This is a genomic window from Micromonospora coriariae, from assembly GCF_900091455.1.
GTDB classification, from domain to species: Bacteria; Actinomycetota; Actinomycetes; order Mycobacteriales; family Micromonosporaceae; genus Micromonospora; species Micromonospora coriariae.
The window spans coordinates 1,391,161-1,412,095 of sequence record NZ_LT607412.1; the positions used below are offsets into that span (position 1 = coordinate 1,391,161).

At 72.7% G+C, this 20,935-nt stretch carries 15 protein-coding genes; 6 read left to right on the forward strand and 9 right to left on the reverse strand.

The features are described from left to right. The first annotated feature begins 113 nt into the window (after positions 1-113). Positions 114-1,961, forward strand: coding sequence for a dihydroxy-acid dehydratase (gene ilvD, locus GA0070607_RS06440; RefSeq protein ID WP_089021694.1), 1,848 nt, complete (start codon positions 114-116; stop codon positions 1,959-1,961). Between the two features lie 113 nt (positions 1,962-2,074). Here ilvD and GA0070607_RS06445 read toward each other — a convergent pair whose 3' ends face one another. The 7 genes from GA0070607_RS06445 to GA0070607_RS06475 all read right to left on the reverse strand — a co-directional run bounded on the left by GA0070607_RS06445 (position 2,075) and on the right by GA0070607_RS06475 (position 10,635). Next, on the reverse strand, positions 2,075-2,611 hold the full coding sequence (locus tag GA0070607_RS06445) for a hypothetical protein (protein ID WP_089017351.1): 537 nt from the start codon (positions 2,609-2,611) through the stop codon (positions 2,075-2,077). 147 nt (positions 2,612-2,758) lie between these two features. Further along, positions 2,759-4,444 (reverse strand): SulP family inorganic anion transporter, encoded by a 1,686-nt coding sequence (locus tag GA0070607_RS06450; RefSeq protein WP_089017352.1) that lies wholly within the window; start codon positions 4,442-4,444, stop codon positions 2,759-2,761. Beyond that, positions 4,441-4,779: an ArsR/SmtB family transcription factor gene (locus GA0070607_RS06455; RefSeq protein ID WP_074317640.1), complete on the reverse strand. Its 339-nt coding sequence runs from the start codon at positions 4,777-4,779 to the stop codon at positions 4,441-4,443. The genes GA0070607_RS06450 and GA0070607_RS06455 overlap by 4 nt, the downstream gene beginning before the upstream one ends. A 128-nt stretch (positions 4,780-4,907) precedes the next feature. Next, complete coding sequence (locus GA0070607_RS06460; RefSeq protein WP_089017353.1) at positions 4,908-7,349, reverse strand: glycoside hydrolase family 2 protein; 2,442 nt, start codon at positions 7,347-7,349, stop codon at positions 4,908-4,910. Beyond that, the gene (locus tag GA0070607_RS06465; RefSeq protein WP_089021695.1) at positions 7,346-8,188 is read right to left on the reverse strand and encodes a carbohydrate ABC transporter permease; all 843 of its coding nucleotides are present in this window, start codon (positions 8,186-8,188) and stop codon (positions 7,346-7,348) included. The genes GA0070607_RS06460 and GA0070607_RS06465 overlap by 4 nt, the downstream gene beginning before the upstream one ends. 65 nt (positions 8,189-8,253) lie before the next feature. Continuing rightward, positions 8,254-9,267, reverse strand: a complete 1,014-nt coding sequence (locus tag GA0070607_RS06470) for a carbohydrate ABC transporter permease (protein WP_089017354.1) — start codon at positions 9,265-9,267, stop codon at positions 8,254-8,256. A gap of 87 nt (positions 9,268-9,354) precedes the next feature. Next, positions 9,355-10,635, reverse strand: a complete 1,281-nt coding sequence (locus GA0070607_RS06475; RefSeq protein ID WP_089017355.1) for an ABC transporter substrate-binding protein — start codon at positions 10,633-10,635, stop codon at positions 9,355-9,357. 411 nt (positions 10,636-11,046) lie between these two features. Between GA0070607_RS06475 and GA0070607_RS06480 the strand changes: the two genes are divergently transcribed. Then, positions 11,047-12,066: a LacI family DNA-binding transcriptional regulator gene (locus GA0070607_RS06480; protein WP_089017356.1), complete on the forward strand. Its 1,020-nt coding sequence runs from the start codon at positions 11,047-11,049 to the stop codon at positions 12,064-12,066. A gap of 22 nt (positions 12,067-12,088) precedes the next feature. Here GA0070607_RS06480 and GA0070607_RS06485 read toward each other — a convergent pair whose 3' ends face one another. Next, positions 12,089-14,521, reverse strand: a complete 2,433-nt coding sequence (locus GA0070607_RS06485) for a GGDEF domain-containing phosphodiesterase (RefSeq protein WP_089017357.1) — start codon at positions 14,519-14,521, stop codon at positions 12,089-12,091. A 216-nt stretch (positions 14,522-14,737) separates the two neighbouring features. On the opposite strand from GA0070607_RS06485, the gene GA0070607_RS06490 reads away from it, so the two are divergent. Next, the gene (locus GA0070607_RS06490; RefSeq protein WP_089021696.1) at positions 14,738-15,115 is read left to right on the forward strand and encodes a PH domain-containing protein; all 378 of its coding nucleotides are present in this window, start codon (positions 14,738-14,740) and stop codon (positions 15,113-15,115) included. Positions 15,116-15,125: 10 nt separating this feature from the next. Here GA0070607_RS06490 and GA0070607_RS06495 read toward each other — a convergent pair whose 3' ends face one another. Continuing rightward, on the reverse strand, positions 15,126-16,052 hold the full coding sequence (locus tag GA0070607_RS06495; protein ID WP_089017358.1) for a 2-hydroxyacid dehydrogenase: 927 nt from the start codon (positions 16,050-16,052) through the stop codon (positions 15,126-15,128). A 180-nt stretch (positions 16,053-16,232) separates the two neighbouring features. Between GA0070607_RS06495 and GA0070607_RS06500 the strand changes: the two genes are divergently transcribed. The 3 genes from GA0070607_RS06500 (at position 16,233) to GA0070607_RS06510 (ending at position 20,934) form a co-directional block, all read left to right on the forward strand. Beyond that, positions 16,233-18,050: a SpoIIE family protein phosphatase gene (locus GA0070607_RS06500; RefSeq protein ID WP_089017359.1), complete on the forward strand. Its 1,818-nt coding sequence runs from the start codon at positions 16,233-16,235 to the stop codon at positions 18,048-18,050. A gap of 81 nt (positions 18,051-18,131) precedes the next feature. Further along, on the forward strand, positions 18,132-19,304 hold the full coding sequence (locus tag GA0070607_RS06505; RefSeq protein WP_089017360.1) for a PQQ-dependent sugar dehydrogenase: 1,173 nt from the start codon (positions 18,132-18,134) through the stop codon (positions 19,302-19,304). Between the two features lie 61 nt (positions 19,305-19,365). Further along, complete coding sequence (locus GA0070607_RS06510; protein WP_089017361.1) at positions 19,366-20,934, forward strand: metallophosphoesterase; 1,569 nt, start codon at positions 19,366-19,368, stop codon at positions 20,932-20,934. The last annotated feature ends 1 nt before the right edge of the window (position 20,935 follow it).

The window sequence follows — 20,935 nt, forward strand, 5'->3', positions numbered from 1 at the left end:
CACGCACTCAAGAGTGCCGGATGCGCGCTCGTCGTGGGGACCGGGTGTGCATCTGTTGGGACACGGCGCCCGCTCCGGACGGCCGGAGCCCCGGCGGTGTCATGCTGGTACGCATGCCTGAGCTGCGGTCGAGGACCTCCACACACGGTCGGACGATGGCCGGCGCCCGGGCCCTCTGGCGGGCCACCGGGATGACCGACGACGATTTCGGCAAGCCGATCGTCGCCATCGCCAACAGTTTCACCCAGTTCGTGCCGGGGCACGTACACCTCAAGGACATGGGCGGCCTCGTCGCCGACGCGGTGGCCGAGGCCGGCGGAGTGGGGCGGGAGTTCAACACCATCGCGGTCGACGACGGCATCGCGATGGGCCACGGCGGCATGCTCTACTCGCTGCCCAGCCGCGAGTTGATCGCCGACGCGGTGGAGTACATGGTCAACGCGCACTGCGCGGACGCCCTGGTCTGCATCTCGAACTGCGACAAGATCACCCCCGGCATGCTGCTGGCCGCGCTGCGCCTCAACATCCCGACCGTCTTCGTCTCCGGTGGCCCGATGGAGGCCGGCAAGACGATGGCGATCGAGGGCGTCGTGCACAGCAAGATCGACCTGATCGACGCGATGATCGCCTCCTCGAACGAGGCCGTCACCGACGACCAGCTCGGCGAGATCGAGCGTTCCGCCTGCCCCACCTGCGGCTCCTGCTCCGGCATGTTCACCGCCAACTCGATGAACTGCCTCACCGAGGCGATCGGGCTTGCACTGCCCGGCAACGGCTCGACGCTCGCCACCCACGCCGCGCGCCGGTCGCTCTTCGTCGAGGCCGGCCGCACCGTCGTGGAGATCGCCAAGCGCTGGTACGACGGCGACGACGACTCGGTCCTGCCCCGCACCGTCGCCTCCAAGGCCGCTTTCGAGAACGCGGTCGCGCTGGACGTGGCGATGGGCGGATCCACCAACACTGTGCTGCACCTGCTCGCCGCCGCCCGCGAGGCCGAGATGGACTTCGGTGTCGCCGACATCGACGCGATCTCCCGGCGGGTGCCCTGCCTGGCCAAGGTCGCGCCGAACTCGCCGATGTACCACATGGAGGACGTGCACCGGGCCGGCGGCATCCCGGCGATCCTCGGCGAACTGGACCGGGCCGGGCAGCTCAACCGGGACGTGCACGCAGTGCACTCGCCCTCGCTCGCGCAGTGGCTGACCGACTGGGACGTACGCGGCGGCTCGCCGACGCCGACGGCGGTCGAGCTGTTCCACGCCGCGCCGGGCGGGGTACGCACCACCGAGCCGTTCTCCACCACCAACCGCTGGTCGTCGCTGGACACCGACGCGGCCGGCGGCTGCATCCGGGACCGCGAGCACGCGTACTCCGCCGACGGCGGGCTGGCCATCCTGCACGGCAACCTGGCACCCGAGGGCAGTGTGGTGAAGACCGCCGGCGTGCCGGACGACTGCCTGACCTTCCGCGGCCCGGCGAAGGTCTACGAGTCCCAGGACGACGCGGTGACCGCGATCCTGGCCAAGCAGGTGGTCGCCGGGGACGTGGTGGTGATCCGGTACGAGGGGCCCAAGGGCGGCCCCGGCATGCAGGAGATGCTCTACCCCACCTCGTTCCTCAAGGGCCGCGGGCTGGGCCGGTCCTGCGCGCTGCTCACCGACGGCCGCTTCTCCGGCGGCACCTCCGGGCTCTCCATCGGGCACGTCTCCCCCGAGGCTGCCTCCGGCGGGCTGATCGCGCTCGTCCGCGAGGGCGACGAGATCGTCATCGACATCCCGGGCCGGTCCATCGAGCTGAACGTGCCGTCCGACGAGCTGGAGGCGCGACGGGTGGCCGAGGAGAAGCGCGACAAGCCGTACACCCCGACCGACCGGCAGCGGCCGGTGTCGGCGGCGCTGCGGGCGTACGCCTCGATGGCCACCTCGGCCAGCGACGGCGCCTACCGCCGCGTCCCGGAGTAGGCACTCGTGTGATCAACACGGGATCGGCGATATCGGGGTATCCCGTCGACCCGGACACCGCGATATCAGCGATCCCGTGTTGATCACGTCATCCGGTCTGGCAGCGGCCAGCCTCAATAGGCCAACAGGGCGATGAGCAGCGAGGACACTGCGGCGATCAGGAGCACGCCGCCGGTGCCGAGCCCGACCACCGCGCTCACCGCCACGGCGCGGGCCCGGGCCACCGGGACGGCCGCGAGCGCCACCACTGTGACGAGCGCGGCGACCAGATGAATCAACGGGTAGTCGATCAGCGCCGCGACCGGGAAGAGGTGCACGCCCACGACGAGGGCGATCCAGGGGGCGGTCAGCTCACGACGCCGCAGCAGGGCGAGCAGCCCGGCACCGACCGCGGCGGCGGCGAACTCGATGCCGACGACGAGGCCGAAGGTGGGGCTGGTGTCGGCGTCGAACGCCGTACCGTCCGACCAGTGACGCCAGGCGAGCAGCGCGCCGGCCGCCGCCGTGAGCAGCGCGAGAACCGAACCGACGATGAGCACCGGCCGCCACCGCTTCGGGGGCGCCTCCTGCGCCCAGCCGAACCAGCTGGTGGCGAAGAAGCCGAAGACGAACGCCGTCGCCGCCGCGTCTCGGACATGTTCGGTGATCATTGTGCTCCCCGGGGTACCGCTTGGCTCGATGTCTTCGCCTGTTCCGTCAGCCGCTCTCCGACGCAGCGGACCCGTCGCGGTAGATCTTGTCGTAGCGGGGCAAGTCGCACTACCCGCACCGACCCCGGCCGCGCACTTCTCAACCCGTCACATCCGGCCAGTCCGGTCGGCTGCCGGAGAGAGTGCGGCCCCCCTGGCGTGGCGGATCGCGGCCGGGGTGTCGGGGAAGACCAGCCCCTCGCGGCGTAGGTCATCAGCCACTCCGAGGGTGGCGAGTACCTGGTCGTGGGCGGGGGTGATGCCGGAGAGCAGGACGGTGATCCCGCGTCCGCGGAGCCGTCGGATGGCGTCGCCGAGGACGTGCGCGCCGGTGGCGTCCATGGTGGTCACCCGGGACATCCGCAGGATGACGACACGGACGTCGGCGACCTCGGACAGTTCGAGCAGGAAGGTGTGGGCCGCGGCGAAGAAGAGCGGCCCGTCCAGCCGGTACGCGACGATGTGTTCGGTGAGCAGCGCGTACTCCTCGGCGCTGTGTTCCCCGGGGTCGAGGGGCACCTGTTCCAGCCGGGCGCTGCGGGCCACCGCGCGCAGGGCGAGCACCACGGCGACGGCGACGCCGACCGCGACGGCGGTGATGAGATCCCAGATCACGGTGACGGCGAAGGTGAGCACCAGCACGACCGCGTCGCCCCGGGTGGCCCGCGCCAACGCCCACAGCGAGCCGGCCTCCACCATGCGGACCGTGGTGGCCAGCAGCACCCCGGCCAGGGCGGCGAGCGGGATCCGGCCGACCAACGGCGCGGCGGCCAGCACGATCGCCGCGAGGGCGACGGCGTGGGTGAGGGCCGCCAGCTTCGAGGCCGCCCCGGCGCGGACGTTGACCGCCGTACGGGCGATGGCGGCGGTCGCCGGGATACCGCCGAAGAGCGGGGCCGCGAGGTTGGCCAGCCCCTGACCGAACAGCTCCCGGTCCGGGTCGTGCCGTTCGCCGACGGTCATGCCATCGGCGACCGTGGCGGACAGCAGGCTCTCCAGGGCGGCGAGCGCGGCGACGGCGAGGGCGCTGGGCAGCAGCACGCCCAGCGCGCCGAGGTCGAGGAAGCCGAGCGAGGGGGTGGGCAGGCCCTGCGGCAGCGCGCCGATGCGGATCAGGTCGACCGGGACGACCTCGGCGAGGACCGTGGCGGCCGCCACGCCGAGCAGCGAGAACGGCAGGCCGGGTCGCCACCGGGCGCCCAGCAGCATCAGCGCCGCGACGGCGAGGGCCACAGCGAGCGCGGCCGGCCGCGGGTGTACGACGAAACGGGCGACCGCGTCGGCGGCGACGGCCCAGACCTTCTCCCCGTGCGCGTCGGTGACGCCGAGCGCGGCGGGCACCTGTTGCAGGGCGATGACCACGGCGATGCCGGCGGTGAAGCCCTCCAGCACCGGGGTGGGCAGGTAGCGGACGTACCGGCCCAGGCGGGCCACGGCGAGCGCGATCAGCACCAGGCCGGCCATCGCCCCGACCATGAGCACGCCGGTGGCTCCGAACTGCTGCACCACCGGCACCAGCACCACTGTCATCGCCCCGGTCGGCCCGGAGACCTGGAGGTTGGAGCCGCCGAAGACGGCGGCCACCGCGCCGGCGATCACGGCGGTGATCAGCCCGGCCTGGGCGCCCAGGCCGGAGGTGACGCCGAATGCCAGGGCCAGTGGCAGCGCCACCACCGCCACGGTGAGCCCGGCCAGCAGGTCCCGGCGCGGTGAGCGGTGGACGGCCGCCCAGTCGGCCCGGCCGGGCAGCAGCCCGAGGAGCCGTTCGCGGGCGAGGGGAATGGCGCCGCTCACCTGTCCCCACCGGTGGCGCGCAGCTCGTCGAGGAGGCCGTCCCGGTCGGTGAGGACCGCGCCGAGGATCCGCCGCCCGGCGGCCAGCAGGTCGGCCACGTCCGGGGTGCTGAGCGCGTACATGACGAGGGGACCGTCGCGGTGTGAGGTGACCATCCCGGCGCGGCGCAGCACGGCGAGCTGCTGGGAGAGGTTGGAGGCCTCGACCTCGATCACGGCGAGAAGGTCACGGACCGGCTTGGGGCCGTCCTGGAGCAGTTCGAGGACCCGGATGCGCACCGGGTGCCCGAGGGTGCGGAAGAGTTCCGCCTTCGCCTGGTACAGCGGGACCGACATGAGCACCCTCCCGATCGATACAAAGACTTTAGCAGTTGAAGAAGTCTTCAATCGTTGAGGGCGCTCCACCCAGGTTGTTAAGAAGGGGCCCCTCCTCTACCGGAGGCGTTAAGAAGGGGCCCCTCCTTTCAGATGTCGTTGACGCAGCGCAGCACCGGGCGGGTGGTCAGCGCCCGGTCGTCCAGGGGAGCGTCGGCGCGCACCGTGAGGGTGACCGACTCGCCGGGCAGCAGTGTGACGAGTGCCCGGTCCACGGACGCCGACGGGTCCAGCCGGTCCGGGAAGAGGGTCAGGTCACGCAGCACCGTGCGGGCCGTGACCCGGACCCGCTGCCCGCCGTCGACCGGCTCCACCGTCGCGTCCCAGGCCGCGGCCGGCCAGTCGACGTCCCGGTCCTCGGCGAAGAACCACAGCGCCCGTTCGGCGCTCTCCCCCGCCTCGGCGACCAGCAGCTCCCGCCGGCTCTCCTCCGGATCGGCCAGCTCCGCCGGCAACGCCAGCGTCACCGCCGAGTACGCGGGCACGTCCAGCTCCATCGTGGTCTTCGCCCGGGGCTCTCCCGCGAGGGTCAGCCGGGTCACCGAGGCCGACGCCCGCCAGGGCGTGCCGCCGTCGTTCACCGCGACGAGCGCCAGCCCCCCGTCGCGGGGCTGGACGGTGAGCAGCCGGTCGGCGTACGCGTGGCGTAGCGCGTACCACAGGGGTTTGCGCCGGCCGTCGCCGTCGACGGCCGACCAGGAGGTGACCGGCCAGCAGTCGTTGAGCTGCCAGACGATGGTGCCGGCGCAGACGTCCCGGTGCGAGCGGAAGTGCTCCACCCCGAGCTGGATCGCCCGGGCCTGGTTGAGCTGCGTCAGGTAGTGCCAGTCGTCGAAGTCCGCCGGAACGGGCAGGTGCGCGTCCAGGCCCCGCTGGAGCTTCGCGTCCCCGTCGGCGGCCTTCTGGTGGTGCGCCATGCCCGGTGAGTCGTGGGCGAGGGGTTCGTCGCTCAGCGCCCGGCGCACTGTGGCGTACGCCGGCGGGCCCTGGTAGCCGAACTCGGCGACGAAGCGCGGCACGTACTCCCGGTACTTGCGGTAGTCGTCGGTGTTCCACACGTCCCAGATGTGTGTGGTGCCGTGCGCCGGGTCGTTGGGGTGGATCTCCTCGGTGCCCGACCAGGGGCTGCCCGGCCAGTACGGGCGGGTCGGGTCCAGCTCACCGACGATGCGGGGCAGCACGTCCAGGTAGTAGCCACGCCCCCAGGTACGCCCGCCCAGGGCCTCCTGCCAGTCCCAGTCGTGCCAGCCCCAGATGTTCTCGTTGTTGCCGGTCCAGAGCACCAGCGACGGGTGGGGTGCCAGCCGGGTGACCTGTTCGGCGGCCTCGGCGGCCACCTCGCTGCCGAACGGCTCCTCCTCCGGGTACGCGGCGCACGCGAACAGGAAGTCCTGCTGGACCAGCAGTCCCCGCTCGTCGGCGAGGTCGTAGAAGTCCGCCGACTCGTACCGGCCACCGCCCCAGACCCGCAGCAGGTTGATGTTGGCCGCGGCCGCCTGGTCGAAGCGGCCGGCCAGCCGTTCCCGGGTGACCCGGGTGGGGAACGCGTCGTCCGGGATCCAGTTGACCCCCCGCACGAAGACCGGGACGTCGTTGACCGACAGCGCGAACGAGGTGCCGTGCTCGTCGGGGGTGGTGTCCAGCCGGACCGACCGGAAGCCGATCCGCCGGGACCAGCTGTCCAGGGCGTCGCCGTCCGGCGCGTGCAGGGTGACCTCCAGCAGGTGGCGGGCCTGCTCGCCGTACCCCCGGGGCCACCACAGCGCGGGCTCGCGGACGGCGAGCGTCAGCACGGCCGTGCGCTGCCCGGCCGGGACGACCACCTCGGCGCGGGCACCGGCGACGGCGGCCCGGACGGTCAGCGGGACGTCCGCGACCCGTTCCACCTCCACGTGCAGCTCGACCCGCCCGTCCCGGCCGGCCAGGGTGACCAGCGGACGGACGGTGGCCAACCGGGCGGTGGACCAGGCGTGCAGCCCGATCTCCTGCCAGATGCCGGCGGTGACCAGCGTCGGCCCCCAGTCCCAGCCGAAGTTGCAGGCCATCTTGCGGATGAAGTGGAACGGCTCCGGGTAGGCGTTGGGCCGGTCGCCGAGCCGCTCCTGCTGCGCCTCGGCGTAGCGGTAGGCGGAACCGAACTCGACCACCAGGTCGTTGTCGCCGTCCCGCAGCAGCGAGCGGACGTCGAACCGGTAGCCACGGTGCATGTTCTCGGTACGGCCCACCTCGACGCCGTTGACGCTGAGGGTGGCGACGGTGTCCAGGCCGGCGCAGACCAGGTCGACCCGGTCGTGGTCGCCCGCTGGGCGGCGAAAACTCGTCCGGTAGCTCCAGTCGGTGCGTCCGATCCAGGCCAGTGCCACCTCGTTGTCGTCGAGGTAGGGGTCGGGGATCAGGCCGGCGTCGAGCAGGTCGGTGTGCACGCAGCCGGGCACGGTGGCCGGCACGGACCGGTCGGCGATCTCCGCCGGGACCTGCGCTCCGGGCGCCGCCCGCAGGGTCCAGCCGTCGTGGAGTGCCTGTCGGCTCAAGATTTCACCGCACCTTCCATGATTCCGCGGACGATCTGGCGTCCACCGATGAACAGCATGATCAGCAGGGGGATGGTAGCCACGAACGCGCCGGCGAGCACCCGTCGGTAGATGACGTAGTTGCCGCTGGCCAGGTCGGAGATGGCGACCATCGAGGTCGGGTAGTCGGTGCCGCCGAGGGTGATCAGCGGCCACTGGAAGTCGTTCCAGGTGGACACGAAGGTGAGCAGGCCGAGCACCGCGAGGGCCGGCCGGATCGCCGGGAGGACGATGTTCCAGTAGACCCGCATCGTCGTGGCGCCGTCCATCCGGGCCGACTCGACCAGTTCGTCGGGGACCGTGTTGAGGATGAACTGCCGCATGTAGAAGACGCCGAACGCGGTGACGAGGCCGGGCACGATGACCGCCAGCAGTGTGCCGTTCCAGCCCAGCTTGCCCATCACGATGTAGAGCGCGACGACGCCGAGCTGGTTCGGCACGGTCAGGGTGAGCACCACGAACAGCATCAGCCACCTGCTGCCGGCGAAGCGCAGCTTGGCGAAGGCGAACCCGGCCAGCGAGCAGAAGAACAGCATCGCGGCGGTCACCACTGTCGAGACGATGACGCTGTTGATCAGCGAGGCGGCGAAGTACACGTCCTGGAGGGAGAAGACCTCGTCCAGGTTGACCAGGAACCGGTCGCCGGGGATCACCGCGGGCGGGATCTGGGCCAGTGCCTCGTCGTTGCTGGTGGCGATGACGAACATCCAGTACAGCGGAAACGCCGCGAACAGCATGGTGGTGGCCAGCAAGAGGTACGTCCCGATGCCGGCCGGGGTGTCCTGTGGCGCGCGACCCATCAGGGCGGCCCGCCTGCGGCGGCTCGTGCTGACCGCCGGCGGTGGCGGTGCGGTGTCGATGGCGCTCACCTGGATCGCCCTCCGGAGAGTCGGTTGGTCAGCAGGGTGTTGATCCCGGCCACGACCAGGATGATCAGGAAGAGGGCCCAGCTCATCGCGGCCGCGTAGCCGAGGTTGAGGTCCTTCCAGCCGACCTTGTAGATCAGCTGGGCGATGGTCTGCCACTCGCCGTTGGGTCCACCGGTGGCGGCCTGGGAGTTGAGGTCGAACAGCATCGGCTCGATGAAGAGCTGGAACCCGCCGATGGTGGAGAGGATGACGGTGAAGACGATCACCGGCTGGATCATCGGCACGGTGATCCGCCAGAGCTGCCGCCACGGACCGGCCCCGTCGACCGCGGCGGCCTCGTAGACATCGCGCGGGATGGACTGCATGGCCGCCAGGTAGAGCAGTGCGTTGTAGCCGATCCACTTCCAGTTGACCATCGTGGCGATGGCGATCCAGGCGTGCAGCTTGTCGGCCCGCCAGTTGATCGGTTCGTCGCCGCCGATGCCGAAGAGGCCGAGCACCCAGTTGGCCATCCCGAAGTCGCGGGAGAAGAAGACGCTGAACACCATCGTCGAGGCGACGATGGGGGTGACGTACGGCAGCAGCACGCCCACGCGCCACCAGGTCTGTGCCCGCAGCCGGCGGTTCAGCAGCGAGGCGACGATCAGCGCGAGCAGCAGCTGCGGCACCGAGGAGAGCAGGAAGATGCCGAAGGTGTTGTAGAGGGCGTTCCAGAAATCCTCGTCGCCGAAGAGCTGACGGAAGTTGGCCAGGCCGGCCCAGCCGGTCAGCGTCGGGTCGTCCAGTCGATAGTTGCGCAGCGCGACGACGCCGTTGAAGACGAGCGGGAACAGCCCGAAGACCAGGAAGATCAGGAAGAAGGGCGCGATCAGCACGTACGGCATGTAGCGCATGTCGAAGCGGTACAGCCGGTCCCGCCAGCTGGGTCGACGGTGGTCCGGGTCGGTGCCGTGCCGCCCGGCGGCGGCACGGCGGCCCGACGACGCGGGCGCGGCGCGGGTGGTGGACATCGGGACACTCCAGGGCCGAAGAGACGGGGTACGCGCGCGGGCGGCGCGGGGGCGGTGTGGTGACCGGCGCGCCCCCGCGCCGACGGCTCAGGACTTGCTGGCCTTCTCGGCTTCCTTGATCGCCTCGGCCCAGGCGGCCTCCGGCTTGAGGGTCTTGTTCTGCACGCGGGTCAGCACGTTCTCCACCGCCACCCGGGTCGGCCCGTTCTTCTTGCCCAGGTACTGCGGCGTGAGGCCCTGCGCCATCTTCGGGAAGATCTGCCCGACCGGCGCGTTGCTGAAGAACGGGTTCGTGAAGTCGGCGATGGCCGGGTCGCTGTAGAGGGCCGGCTGCGAGGGCAGGTTGCCCACCTTCTTGAAGATCTCGATCTGCTGCTCCGGCTGCACCAGCCACTCCAGCAGCTTGTACGCCTCGTCGACGTGCTTGCTCTGCTTGGGGATGGTCAGGAACGAGCCGCCCCAGTTGCCACCGCCACCGGGAACCGCGGCGATGTCCCACTTGCCCTCGGTGCCGGGGGCGGTGTCCTTGATGTGCCCGAGCATCCACGCCGGGCAGGCGAGCACGGCGAAGGAGCCGCTGGTGAAGCCCTTGTCCCAGTCGGCCTGGAAGCTGGCCAGGTTGGCCGAGAGCCCGGCCTGGATCGCCTTGATGGTGTAGTCGAAGGCGATCTTCGGACCCTGCTCCATCTGGAGCTGGTCCTGCTCGTTGTAGAAGCCGACCGGCTGCTGGCCGAGGATCGGGTTGAACAGGTTGCTGCCGGCGTCGATGAACTTCTTGTTGGTCTTGCCGGTGTACTGCTGGCCGACCTCGATGAACTTGTCCCAGGTGGGCCAGAGGGCGGAGACCTGGTCGCGTTCGGTGGGCAGCCCGGCGGCCTTGAACAGGTCGGTGCGGTAGCACATGGCCAGGCCGCCGGTGTCGGTGCCGAGGCCGATCTGGGTCTTGCCGTCGGCGGAGAGCGACTGCTTCCACTTCCAGGGCAGGTACTTGCTCTCGTACGAGCCGGCGCCCTTGTCCAGCAGGTTGACGAACTTGTCCGACTGGCTGCGGAACTGGACCATGAAGCCCTCGTCGATCGCTGCGATGTCCGCCGCGCCGGAGCCGGCGACCAGCTTCTTCTGCAGGTCCTCGTGCTGGGCGTTGTACTCGCCGGAGTTCAGCTGGATCTTGACGTTCGGGTTGGCCGCCTCGTACTTCGTCTTCAGGTCCTGGAGGCCGAAGTCGCCCCAGAAGTTGATTTTCAGGGTGACCTGACCGTCCGCCGCGTCGGAATCCTGCCCGCTCTTGCCGCTGCACGCGGCGACCAGGGCGAGGCCGGCCGTGCCCGCGGCGACGGCGCGGGCCCATCGGGTCCAGGACCGTTTCATGGCATCCTCCGAGCAACTGGGAACGCTCCCGGCATCGAGAGACGTTGACTGAACCGGATAAGTGAGGCCACCGTACGGGCCGGTTCCAGGGGTGTCAACGGCTTGTTACGACATGCGCGCTCGGCGCTCGAAATGGCCCGTGGGAGCGCGAACACGCGTGGTAGAGCGCTTTCCGCCGCAGCTCCGCGCGTCGGCCCCGCCCCGACATCGAGTGAGCGTCGGTACGCTGAACCGTGCAAGCACCGCCGCATTCAGTGGCGGATTGAACGTGGACGGTGGTCATCGGCCGCCGGCACCGGCTGCGCTAGGTTGATGCCGCCGACACGCCCCGCGCCACGCTGGCCGGGCCGAGCGTGTGGCGGCAGGCCAGAAGACCCGGCCCCTGGGGGCGGAGAGCAAAGGAGCACGCCGGTGAAGCGGCCGACCATCGCCGACGTCGCCCGACGCGCCGGGGTGTCCAAGGGCGCCGTGTCGTACGCGCTCAACGGGCAGCCCGGCGTCTCCGAGGCCACCCGGCAGCGCATCCTGGCCATTGCCGCCGAGATCGGGTTCAGCCCGAGCAGCGCAGCTCGGGCGCTCTCCGGCGCCACCGCCGAGGCGGTCGGCCTGGCCCTGTGCCGGCCGGCCCGGATACTGGGCATCGAGCCCTTCTTCATGGAGCTGATCAGCGGCGTCGAGGCCGAGCTCTCCGCCCGCTCGTACGCGCTGACCCTGCAGGTGGTGGCCGACCAGGACGCCGAGATCGCGGTCTACCGGCGCTGGTGGGGCGAACGTCGGGTGGACGGAGTGCTCGTCTGCGACCTGCGCACCGACGACCGCCGGATCCCCGCGCTCGAACAGCTCCAGCTACCCGCTGTGGTGATCGGCGGGCCGGGCGGCACCGGCGACCTGGCCAGCGTCTGGTCCGACGACGCGGCCGCACTGACCGAGGCGGTGGAGTACCTGGTCGCGCTCGGGCACCGGCGCATCGCCCGGGTCGGCGGCCTGCCCGACCTGCGGCACACCGAGATCCGCACCGAGGCCTTCGCCGCGGTGTGCCAGCGGCTCGGCCTGGTCGACGCGGTCACCGTCTGGTCCGACTACACCGGCGAGGAGGGCGGCCGGGCCACCCGCCGCCTGCTCAGCTCCGCACATCGGCCCACCGCGGTCATCTACGACAACGACGTGATGGCCATCGCCGGGCTCTCCGTGGCCCAGGAGATGGGGCTCACCGTGCCGGGCGATCTGTCCATCGTGGCCTGGGACGACTCCCCACTCTGCCGGCTGGTGCACCCGTCACTGACCGCGTTGGGCCGCGACATCCCGGCGTACGGCGCGCACGCCGCCCGGCAGCTTCTCGCCGTCATCGCCGGAGACCCCGCCACCCGGGTCCAGGACGAGACCCCGCACCTCACCCCGCGCGGCAGCACCGCGCCGCCCCGCGACAGGTGAACCGGTTCACCCACGGGAGTCGTCAGCGGGAAGCCGAGGGAAACTCCTCGAAGTACGCCTCGACCCGCTCGGCGGTCGCCGGGCGAGCCAGCGCGAAGCCCTGCCCGTACCGACAGCCGGCCCGGTGCGCCCCCTCGACCTGGTTCGGTGACTCCAGCTCCTCGGCGACGATCTCGACCCCCAGCCGCTCGCCGACATTGACCACCACGTCGATCAGCGGCGGCTGCCCGTCCGGTCGGGCGCCCACCAGCTCCGGGCCCACCTTCAGCAGGTCGATCGGCAGCCGGCGCAGCTGGGCCAGCGAGGCGTGTTCGGCCCGGAAGTCGTCCAGCGCGGTGCGGACGCCCAGCGACCGCAGGCCGGCCAGCCGGGCCACCACGGTCGTCAGGTCGGCGGCGACCCTCGGCTCGGCCACCTCCACCACCAGCCGCTCCGGCGACACCCCGTACGCGGCCAGTACGGCCGCGGCACGCTGCACGAAGTCCGGTGTGGTCAACTCCCGGGTGGTGACGTTGACGGCCATCCACAGCTCGCGGGTGCCCGCCGACCAGTCGGCCAACTGGCGGCAGGCCCGGTCCAGCACCCACCACTCCAGCTCGCCGACCAGGTCCAGGTCCTCGGCGACCGGCAGCAGCTCGGCCGGGAGCACAGTGCCGAGCACCGGGCTGCGCCAGCGCAGCAGCGCCTCGGCGCCCACGGGCTGCCGGCTGGCCAGGTCGAGCACCGGCTGGTAGACCAGATCCAACTCGCCGCGCGCCACCGCGCCCGGCAGCTCACGTTCCAGGTCGAGCCGGCGGACGAGCTGCTCCTCGAGGAACGCGTCGTACCACTCGACCCGGTCCCGGCCCAGCTGCACGGCCCGCCGCCGGGCCAGCTCGGCCTGGCGGAGCACGTCCGCCGGCCCGGCACCGCTCACCTCGGCCAGCCCGATGCTCGCCTGCACCCGCAGCACCGCCCCGGCCAGCCGGTAGGGCGGGGCGAGCGCGGTCAGCAGCCGGGTGCCCAACGCGTACGCCAGCACCGGGCCGGCGGCGGTGACCACCGCGAAGCCGGCACCCGTGCACCCGGTGACCAGGTCCCCGGGGGCGACGACCGCGCGGGCCCGGCGGACCGCCTCGGCCAGCATGTTCTCCCTGGCCGCCGGGCCGATCCCGTCCGCGCCGTGCAGGTCGACCAACAGCAGCGCGCCGGCCGGCGCGGGCACGTCGCCGATCGAGGCGAGGGCGTCCAGCAGCGCCGCGCGGTCGCCCGGACCGTCGCCGGCCGACACGGACCGAGGGCCGAGCGCCGACCACGACACCTCGCCGTCGGGCGGCCAGGTCGAGCCGACGCCGTTCGAGCTGGTTGGCCCGTCGTCGGGCGTACCGGTGTGACCCTCCGGCGACCCGAGCCAGCCTGGCTGCATCGCGCGGCGGTGCCGGACGGCGCGGCCGGCACGCCGACGGTGTGCGGCACGGCGGTCGGGGGTGGCCGCGTCACCGGAGCGCAGCAGCTCGCGCAGCACCAGTGGTGGCACCGCGGCCACGGCCAGCAGCACGCTCATCCGATCCGGTGAACGGCCCGCGCCCAGCTGCAGACCCGAAGCCAGCAGCAGCAACGCCGCCGGGAGGACCGACCGGGGCCAGGCGGTGGTGTGCTCACCCTCCGCCGGTTCCACACCGCCCGCATCCATCGCGTCGCCCGCACCGAGCGCGGTGAGCAGCATTCCGAGCACCAGCGGCGGTACGGCCAACAGGGCCGCCCGACCGGCCGGCGCGGGGGGCGGCAGGGTCGCCACCAGTGCCAGGCCGGTCAGGGTGAGCAGAACTCCACCCCGGCAGATTGCGGCGCCTGAGCGCCGCTGCGGGCCGGTGAACGCATTGAGCGCTGCCATGCCCAGCCCGCCCAGCCCCAGGGCCGCGACGAGCCGGCCGGGCACCGGCAGGATGTCGTGGGGCAGCAGCAGCCAGGCGGCGAGGGCCAGCCCCACCGCCGGGCCGGTGGCCTCGATCAGGTGACGCAGCCGGACCCGGGCCGGTGGCCGCGCCCGGCCGGGAAGCCGGCGCAGTCCGGCCGTGGACAGGACCGCAGTGACCAGCAACCCGGTCAGCGTGGCGGTCCGGTGCCCGGTGTCGACCAGCGGCAGCACGGCGGCGGTGAGGCCGGCCGCCACCACCGCCGCATCGAGCAGTACGCCCGCCGAACGCCGGGCCGCGCGCCGCCACTGTTCGGCGGTCGACGGGTCGACGGGCGGCACGTCGGTGGGCGACAGCTCGGCGGGACGGCGGGTCGCCAGCCGGGAGAGCCGCACCCCGGCGAGCGTGGCGCCAGCGCCGCCGGCCAGCGCGCTCACCACCGAGGTCGGGACCAGGTCGGCGGCGCCGGCGAGGACGAGCAGCGCCACCGCCGCGGACACGGCGGCCTCCGGTGCCGCCCGGCGAGGGACGAGGAGGCGGAACGGGTACGCGAGGAGCACGGCGGTCGCCTTCGTGAGGGGGCACGGGGGCGGTGCGGCGGTGTAGGCATCGGACGTTGCGGGTCCGGTGCCCAACAATCGAGAACGAACGGCGGCCAGATCGGTTACGCGCCGGTCACCCGGAGGAGGCAGTGACCCGTGTCACTGTACGGCCTGCGGGTCGGCCGGGCCCCGCCCGCCGCGAGCCGGACCGGCCGGTGGTGGGATCATCAGAGGGTGAGTACGCCCGACACCGTCCGCTTCCGGTACAACCAAGCCATCCTGGTGGCCTCGGTCATCGCCTTCATCGGCGCCCTGCCGCTGGCCAACGCCCGGACGTACCTGCTGCCGGTGCTGCTCGTCCCGCTCGCCGTCGCGGTGTGGGCCTGGCGGGCCGGCACCGACGCCGACGCCCGGGAGCTGCGCCTGCGGGCGCTGGCCGGGCAGCGCCGGATCGGCTGGGACCGGGTCGTCGAGCTGGCCACCGACCCGCGCGGGCGGGCGGTCGCCCGGCTCGACGACGGCCAGCAGGTCGTCCTGCCGGCGGTACGCGGCACGGACCTGCCCCGGCTGGTCGCCGCCACCGGCCAGCCACTGCCCGACGCGGCCGGCTGAGACCTCCCCGTCAGTAGCCGTCGACCACCGTGTTGATCAGCGGCTGCCCGGCGGCGAACCTGCGCACCTGATCGCCGACCAGCCGGTAGGCCCGCGGCAGCAACCCCCGCACCGACCCGGCCACGTGCGGGGTGAGCAGCACGTTCGGCATCGTCCAGAGCGGAGAGTCGGCGGGCAGCGGCTCCGGGTCGGTGACGTCGAGCGCCGCCGAGATCCGGCCGGTGCCCAGCTCGGCGACGAGCGCCTCGGTGCGGGCCACCGGCCCCCGGGCAGCGTTGACCAGCAGCGCCCCGTCCGGCATCGCCGCGAGGAACTCCTTGTCGATCAGGCCGCGGGTCTGGTCGGTGAGCGGCACCAGCACCACCACCACGTCGGCCTCGGGCAGCAGCCCGGGCAGCTCGTCGACGCCGTGCACCCCCTGCCCCGGCCGGGCGGTCCGCGCGACCAGGGTGAAGCTGACCTGGAACGGGGCGAGCCGGTCCCGTACCGCGGTGCCGATCGACCCGGCCCCGACGATGAGCACCCGCTTGCCGGTCAGCTCGTCGGTCGGGGCGGCCTCGTGGAACGCCCACCGCCGGTCCGCCTGCGCCCGGACGAACGCCGGGAACGCCCGCAGCTGGGCCAGGATCGCGGTGACCACCCACTCGGCGGTGGACGGATCGTGCACGCCCCGGGCGTCGCACAGCGTGACGCCGGGCGGCATCCGGCCCGCCCAGGCGTCCGCCCCGGCGGAGAGCAACTGCACCGCCGCCAGGTCGGGCAGCTCGTGCAGCAGGGCTGTCGCGTCCGAACCGGCCAGGAACGGCGGCACCCAGAACCGCACGTCGGCCACCGCCGAAGGCAGCCGGTCAGCGTGCTCGACGACCTCCACCGTCACGTCCGGGGGCAGCTCGCCGATGAGGTTCAGGCCGGCCTGGTGCGGGATCCATACCTTCACGTCCGCCGACGATAGCCGCCCCCGCGGCGGCGGGTGCGGGCACGGCGGCAAACGGGGATCCGGGGGCCGGCGCCGGAGGCGAGCGAGCCTCGGCACAACGATGTTAGGCCCGGGCGCCCGCGAGGTATAACGAAGGCTCGGAGCCCAGTTCGGCCTCCACCCCCGGCAGAAAGTTCCACGATGACCGACGGCTCCTCCGCCCGCCCCCGGCGCGTGATCGCCCCACCCGTGGCGCTCCGCGACCCGGCACGGCTGCGGGCGCTCGCCGACACCGGGCTGAGCGCCGCCCCGGACGAGGCGTTCGAGCGGTTCGCCCGGCTGGTCAGTGACCTGCTGGACGTTCCGGTCGCGCTGGTCTCCCTGGTCTCCGCCGACCGGCAGTTCTTTCCGGGTGCGGTCGGGCTGCCGGAGCCCTGGGCGGAGCTTCGGCACACCCCACTGAGCCACTCGTTCTGCCAGCACGTGGTGGACATCGAGGTGCCCATGGTGCTGCCGGACGCCCGCCTCTACCCCCGGGTGCGGGACAACCCGGCCGTCGAGGACCTCGGCGTGGTCGCGTACGCGGGGATGCCGCTGACCGACCTCTCCGGCCGGGTGCTCGGCGCGCTCTGCGCCATCGACAGCAAACCGCGCGCCTGGACCGCCGGGCAGCTGCGGACGCTGGCCGACCTGGCCGCCGCCTGCTCGTCGGAGCTGCGGCTGCGGATCGCGCTGGACGGCGCGCAGGAGGACCGCCGGCGGGTCGTGCAGGCGCACGAGCGGCTGGAACTGCTCGCCGGGGTGAGCGAGACGCTGGCCGGCACGCTGGACGTGGGCACCGCGCTGCGCCGGCTCGCCGCGACCATGGTGCCGCTGCTCGCCGACTGGTGCCTGCTCACCCTGGTCGGGCCGGCCGGCCTGCCGCGCGAGGTGGTCGCGGTGCACCGCGATCCGGCCCGGACGACGGACGTCGACCGCTTCGCTACGCTGCTGCGCACCGGGCTGAGCCCGGAGTCGATCATCCGGGCGGTGCTGCGGACCGGCCAGCCCCGACTCGGTGGCGTGGCCTCGCTGGCCGACGTGACGCGGGGGACCACGAACCCGGAGATGGCGTCGATCGCCGACCGTCTGGGCATCGCCTCCTACCTGACAGTGCCGGTGCGGGCCGCCGGCGGCACCGTGCTGGGCGCGATCACCCTCGTCAACGACTCCCGACGCCAGCAGTTCGACGACCGCGACCTGCTCACCGCTGTGGACATCGGCCGCCGGGCCGGGCAGGCGATCGGCAACAGCTCGATGTACGGGGAGCAGCGGCACGTCGCCGAGGTCCTGCAGCACAGCATGCTGCCGCGGCTGCCGGTCGTATCCGAGCTGGAGCTGGCGGCGCGCTACCAGCCGGCGGCCGACCGGGTGGAGGTGGGCGGCGACTGGTACGACGCCTTCGTCCAGCCCGACGGGGATCTGATCGTCGCGATCGGGGACGTCGCCGGGCACGACATCGAGGCGGCGGCGACGATGGGTCAGCTGCGCAACCTGGTGCGCGGCAACGCGTTCGGCCGGCCGGACACGGTCGGTGAACTGATGACCCATCTGGACGGCACCATGCGCGGGCTGCGGCTGCCGATCCCGGCCACCGCGACGCTGGTCCGGATCTGCCCCGAGCGCTCCGGCGCCCGGGAGTTGACGTGGTGCAACGCCGGGCACCCGCCGGCCCTGCTCGTCCGCGCCGGCGGGGCGGTGGAGATCCTCGAAGCGCCGCCGGAGCCGTTGCTCGGCCTGGCGCGCCCGTCGCGGCGAACCAGCCGGTCGACCAGCCTGGCCGCCGGCGACACCCTGCTGCTCTACACCGACGGGCTGATCGAACGGCGGGACCGACCCATCGACGACGGGCTGGCCGAGCTGGTGGCCCGGCTGGCCGGCACCGACACGCTGCCCCTCGACGACCTGTGCGACCTGCTGCTCACCTCGATCCGACACCGTGAGGACGACACCGCGCTGCTGGCCGTACGGGCACGCTGAGCGGCCCAATGGGGCTGGCGGCACCGCCGATCGGATCCCGTCGGGCCCGGCCGGGCCGGCCGGCGGGCTACCCTGGGCCGGGTGAGCGCCCGTCCCCCGTACTTCCGCGCCCGCCGCCTCCGGGCGGCCCTCGCGGCGTCCTGCGCGGCACTGCTCCTCACCGCCGGTTGCAGTTTCGGCGAGCCGGAGCCGGACCCGGCCGGTGAGCCGCCCAACCTGCCGACCCCGTCGGCGTCGGCCAGCCCCGGCGGCGCCGGCCAGCAGGCGGTGGCGACCGTGCTCGCCAAGGGCCTGCGGGTGCCCTGGGCCATCGCCTTCCTGCCGGACGGCGGGGCGCTGGTCACCGAGCGGGACACCGGCCGGATCCTCCAGGTCGGCCCCGAGTCCGGGCCGGACGGGCTGCGGGTCCGCGTCGTGCAGACCATCACCGACGTCGCGGCGGCCGGCGAGGGCGGCCTCCTCGGCATCGCCGTCTCCCCCGGCTACGACCGGGACCGGACGGTCTTCGTCTACTACACCGCCGAGCAGGACAACCGGGTCGTCCGGTTGCAACTCGGCGGGCAGCCCACCCCGATCGTCACCGGCATTCCCAAAGCCAATGTGCACAACGGCGGCGGGCTCGGCTTCGGCCCCGACGGGCAGCTCTACGTCAGCACGGGCGACGCCGGGCAGCGCCCGAATTCGCAGGACGTGAAGAGCCTCGGCGGCAAGATCCTGCGGATCACCCCGAACGGCAAGCCGGCGGCGGGCAATCCGTACCCCGGCTCCCCGGTCTGGTCGCTCGGGCACCGCAACGTGCAGGGCTTCGCCTGGGACGCGGCCAAACGGATGTACGCCGTCGAGTTCGGCCAGAACACCTGGGACGAGATCAACCAGATCACCAAGGGTGGCAACTACGGCTGGCCGCAGGTCGAGGGGCGGGCCGGCGACAAGCGGTACACGGACCCGATCACCCAGTGGGCGACCTCGGACGCGTCCTGCTCCGGCCTGGCCGCCACCGATCGGCTGCTGGTCACCGGTTGCCTGCGCGGCAAGCGGCTCTGGGTGATGGAGCTGACCGACACCGGCGCACTGCTCGGGCAGCCCAGCGAGCTGCTCACCAACCGGTACGGCCGGCTGCGAGCGGTTGCCGCCGCGCCCGACGGTTCACTCTGGGTGAGCACCTCGAACCACGACGGGCGGGGCGACCCGGCGGCCGACGACGACCGTCTCCTGCGGGTGGTCTTCGCCGGCGGCGACGGCGGTCGCAGCTGATTCGCGTCACCATCCGGTCAGGTTTGCCAAGATCCTCCGACGGGCAGGTCAGACTCTCAGCATGGACGGGCAGCACGACGAGCAGCATGACGGCACCGGGGACCGGGACGAGCCGGTGACCGACGCTGCGCCGCGGCGGTCGGTGGGTCGGCCGGCCGGCCGGCCCGGTCCCGTACGCCGCACCGGGGTCATCCTCGCCGTGCTCGCCGTGGCCCTGGCCGGAGCGGTGCTCGGGGTGCTCGCCGGCGGCCGGGTGGACACCGACATCGGGCCGTTCCGGGCCAACCTCACCCTCACCCCCGCCAGCACCGGCGGCACCACCGTCGACGTGCCGCCGCTCGGCGCGCTGCTGCTCGACAGCCACGACGGGCCGACGCACCTCACAGTGCGACTGGGCGCACTGGACCAGGGGCGCACCGAGGCGCTCATCGACGACCCGGCGAGCATCAGCCGGGCCAGCCAGAGCGCCGTCGAGGACGTCCGGTCCGGGGTGATGCGGCTCGGCCTGCGGACCCTCGCCTCGGCGGTGCTGGTCACCCTGATCCTGGCCGGGCTGGCCTTCCGCGACGTACGACGCACCGCCTGGGCGGGCGGGTTGGCGCTGCTGGTCACCGCCGGCAGCCTCGGCACAGCGGCGGCCACCCTGCGCCCGCAGGCGATCGAGGAGCCGCGCTACGAGGGGCTGCTGGTCAACGCGCCGGCGATCGTCGGTGACGCCCGCCGGATCGCCAACGACTACACCAAGTACGCCGAGCAGCTGCAACGCATCGTCGGCAACGTCAGCCAGCTCTACACCACTGTGTCGGCGCTGCCGGTGTACGAGCCGGCCCCCGGCACCACCCGGGTGCTGCACATCTCGGACCTGCACCTCAACCCGACCGCCTGGCAGCTGATCCGGACGGTGGTGGAGCAGTTCGGCATCGACGTGGTGATCGACACCGGGGACATCACCGACTGGGGCAGCGAGCCGGAGGCGTCCTTCGTCGGCTCGATCGGCCTGCTGAAGAAGCCGTACGTCTTCATCCGCGGCAACCACGACTCCGGCCGCACAGGTGCCGCGGTGGCCCGCCAACCGAACGCGATAGTGCTGAACAACACGACGACCACTGTCGCCGGACTGACCATCGCCGGCATCGGCGACCCGCGCTTCACTCCGGACAAGAACACGTCCCCGGCCGGCAGCGGGCTCACCCAGAAGGTGGCCGACCAGGTGATCGGAGCCGGCGAGCAGTTGGCCACCACTGTGCGCCGCTCACCGCGGCCGGTGAACATCGCGCTGGTGCACGATCCGGCATCGGCCGGGCCGCTCGCCGGCACCTGCCCGCTGGTGCTGGCCGGGCACGCCCACGCCCGCCAGATCTCCAAGCTGCCCCAGGCCCCCGGCCAGCAGCCCACCACGCTGATGGTGGAGGGCTCCACCGGTGGCGCAGGGCTGCGCGGCCTGGAGGGTGAGAAGCCGACCCCGCTGTCGATGAGCGTGCTCTACTTCGACCAGCAGAAGATGCTCCAGGCGTACGACGACATCACCGTCGGCGGCACCGGGCAGGCCCAGGTCAACCTGGAACGGCACGTGGTGGAGGGCCCGACCGCAGGGCCGTCCCCCTCGGTCACCCCGACCCCGACCCGCTGAG

Excerpts from the sequence above, each read along its gene's own strand:
- GA0070607_RS06510 (WP_089017361.1), top strand. The coding sequence starts at position 19,366 with ATGGACGGGCAGCACGACGAGCAGCATGACGGCACCGGGGACCGGGAC.
- ilvD (WP_089021694.1), top strand. The coding sequence starts at position 114 with ATGCCTGAGCTGCGGTCGAGGACCTCCACACACGGTCGGACGATGGCC.
- GA0070607_RS06455 (WP_074317640.1), bottom strand. The coding sequence starts at position 4,779 with ATGTCGGTCCCGCTGTACCAGGCGAAGGCGGAACTCTTCCGCACCCTC.
- GA0070607_RS06475 (WP_089017355.1), bottom strand. The coding sequence starts at position 10,635 with ATGAAACGGTCCTGGACCCGATGGGCCCGCGCCGTCGCCGCGGGCACG.
- GA0070607_RS06445 (WP_089017351.1), bottom strand. The coding sequence starts at position 2,611 with ATGATCACCGAACATGTCCGAGACGCGGCGGCGACGGCGTTCGTCTTC.
- GA0070607_RS06470 (WP_089017354.1), bottom strand. The coding sequence starts at position 9,267 with ATGTCCACCACCCGCGCCGCGCCCGCGTCGTCGGGCCGCCGTGCCGCC.
- GA0070607_RS06500 (WP_089017359.1), top strand. The coding sequence starts at position 16,233 with ATGACCGACGGCTCCTCCGCCCGCCCCCGGCGCGTGATCGCCCCACCC.
- GA0070607_RS06465 (WP_089021695.1), bottom strand. The coding sequence starts at position 8,188 with ATGGGTCGCGCGCCACAGGACACCCCGGCCGGCATCGGGACGTACCTC.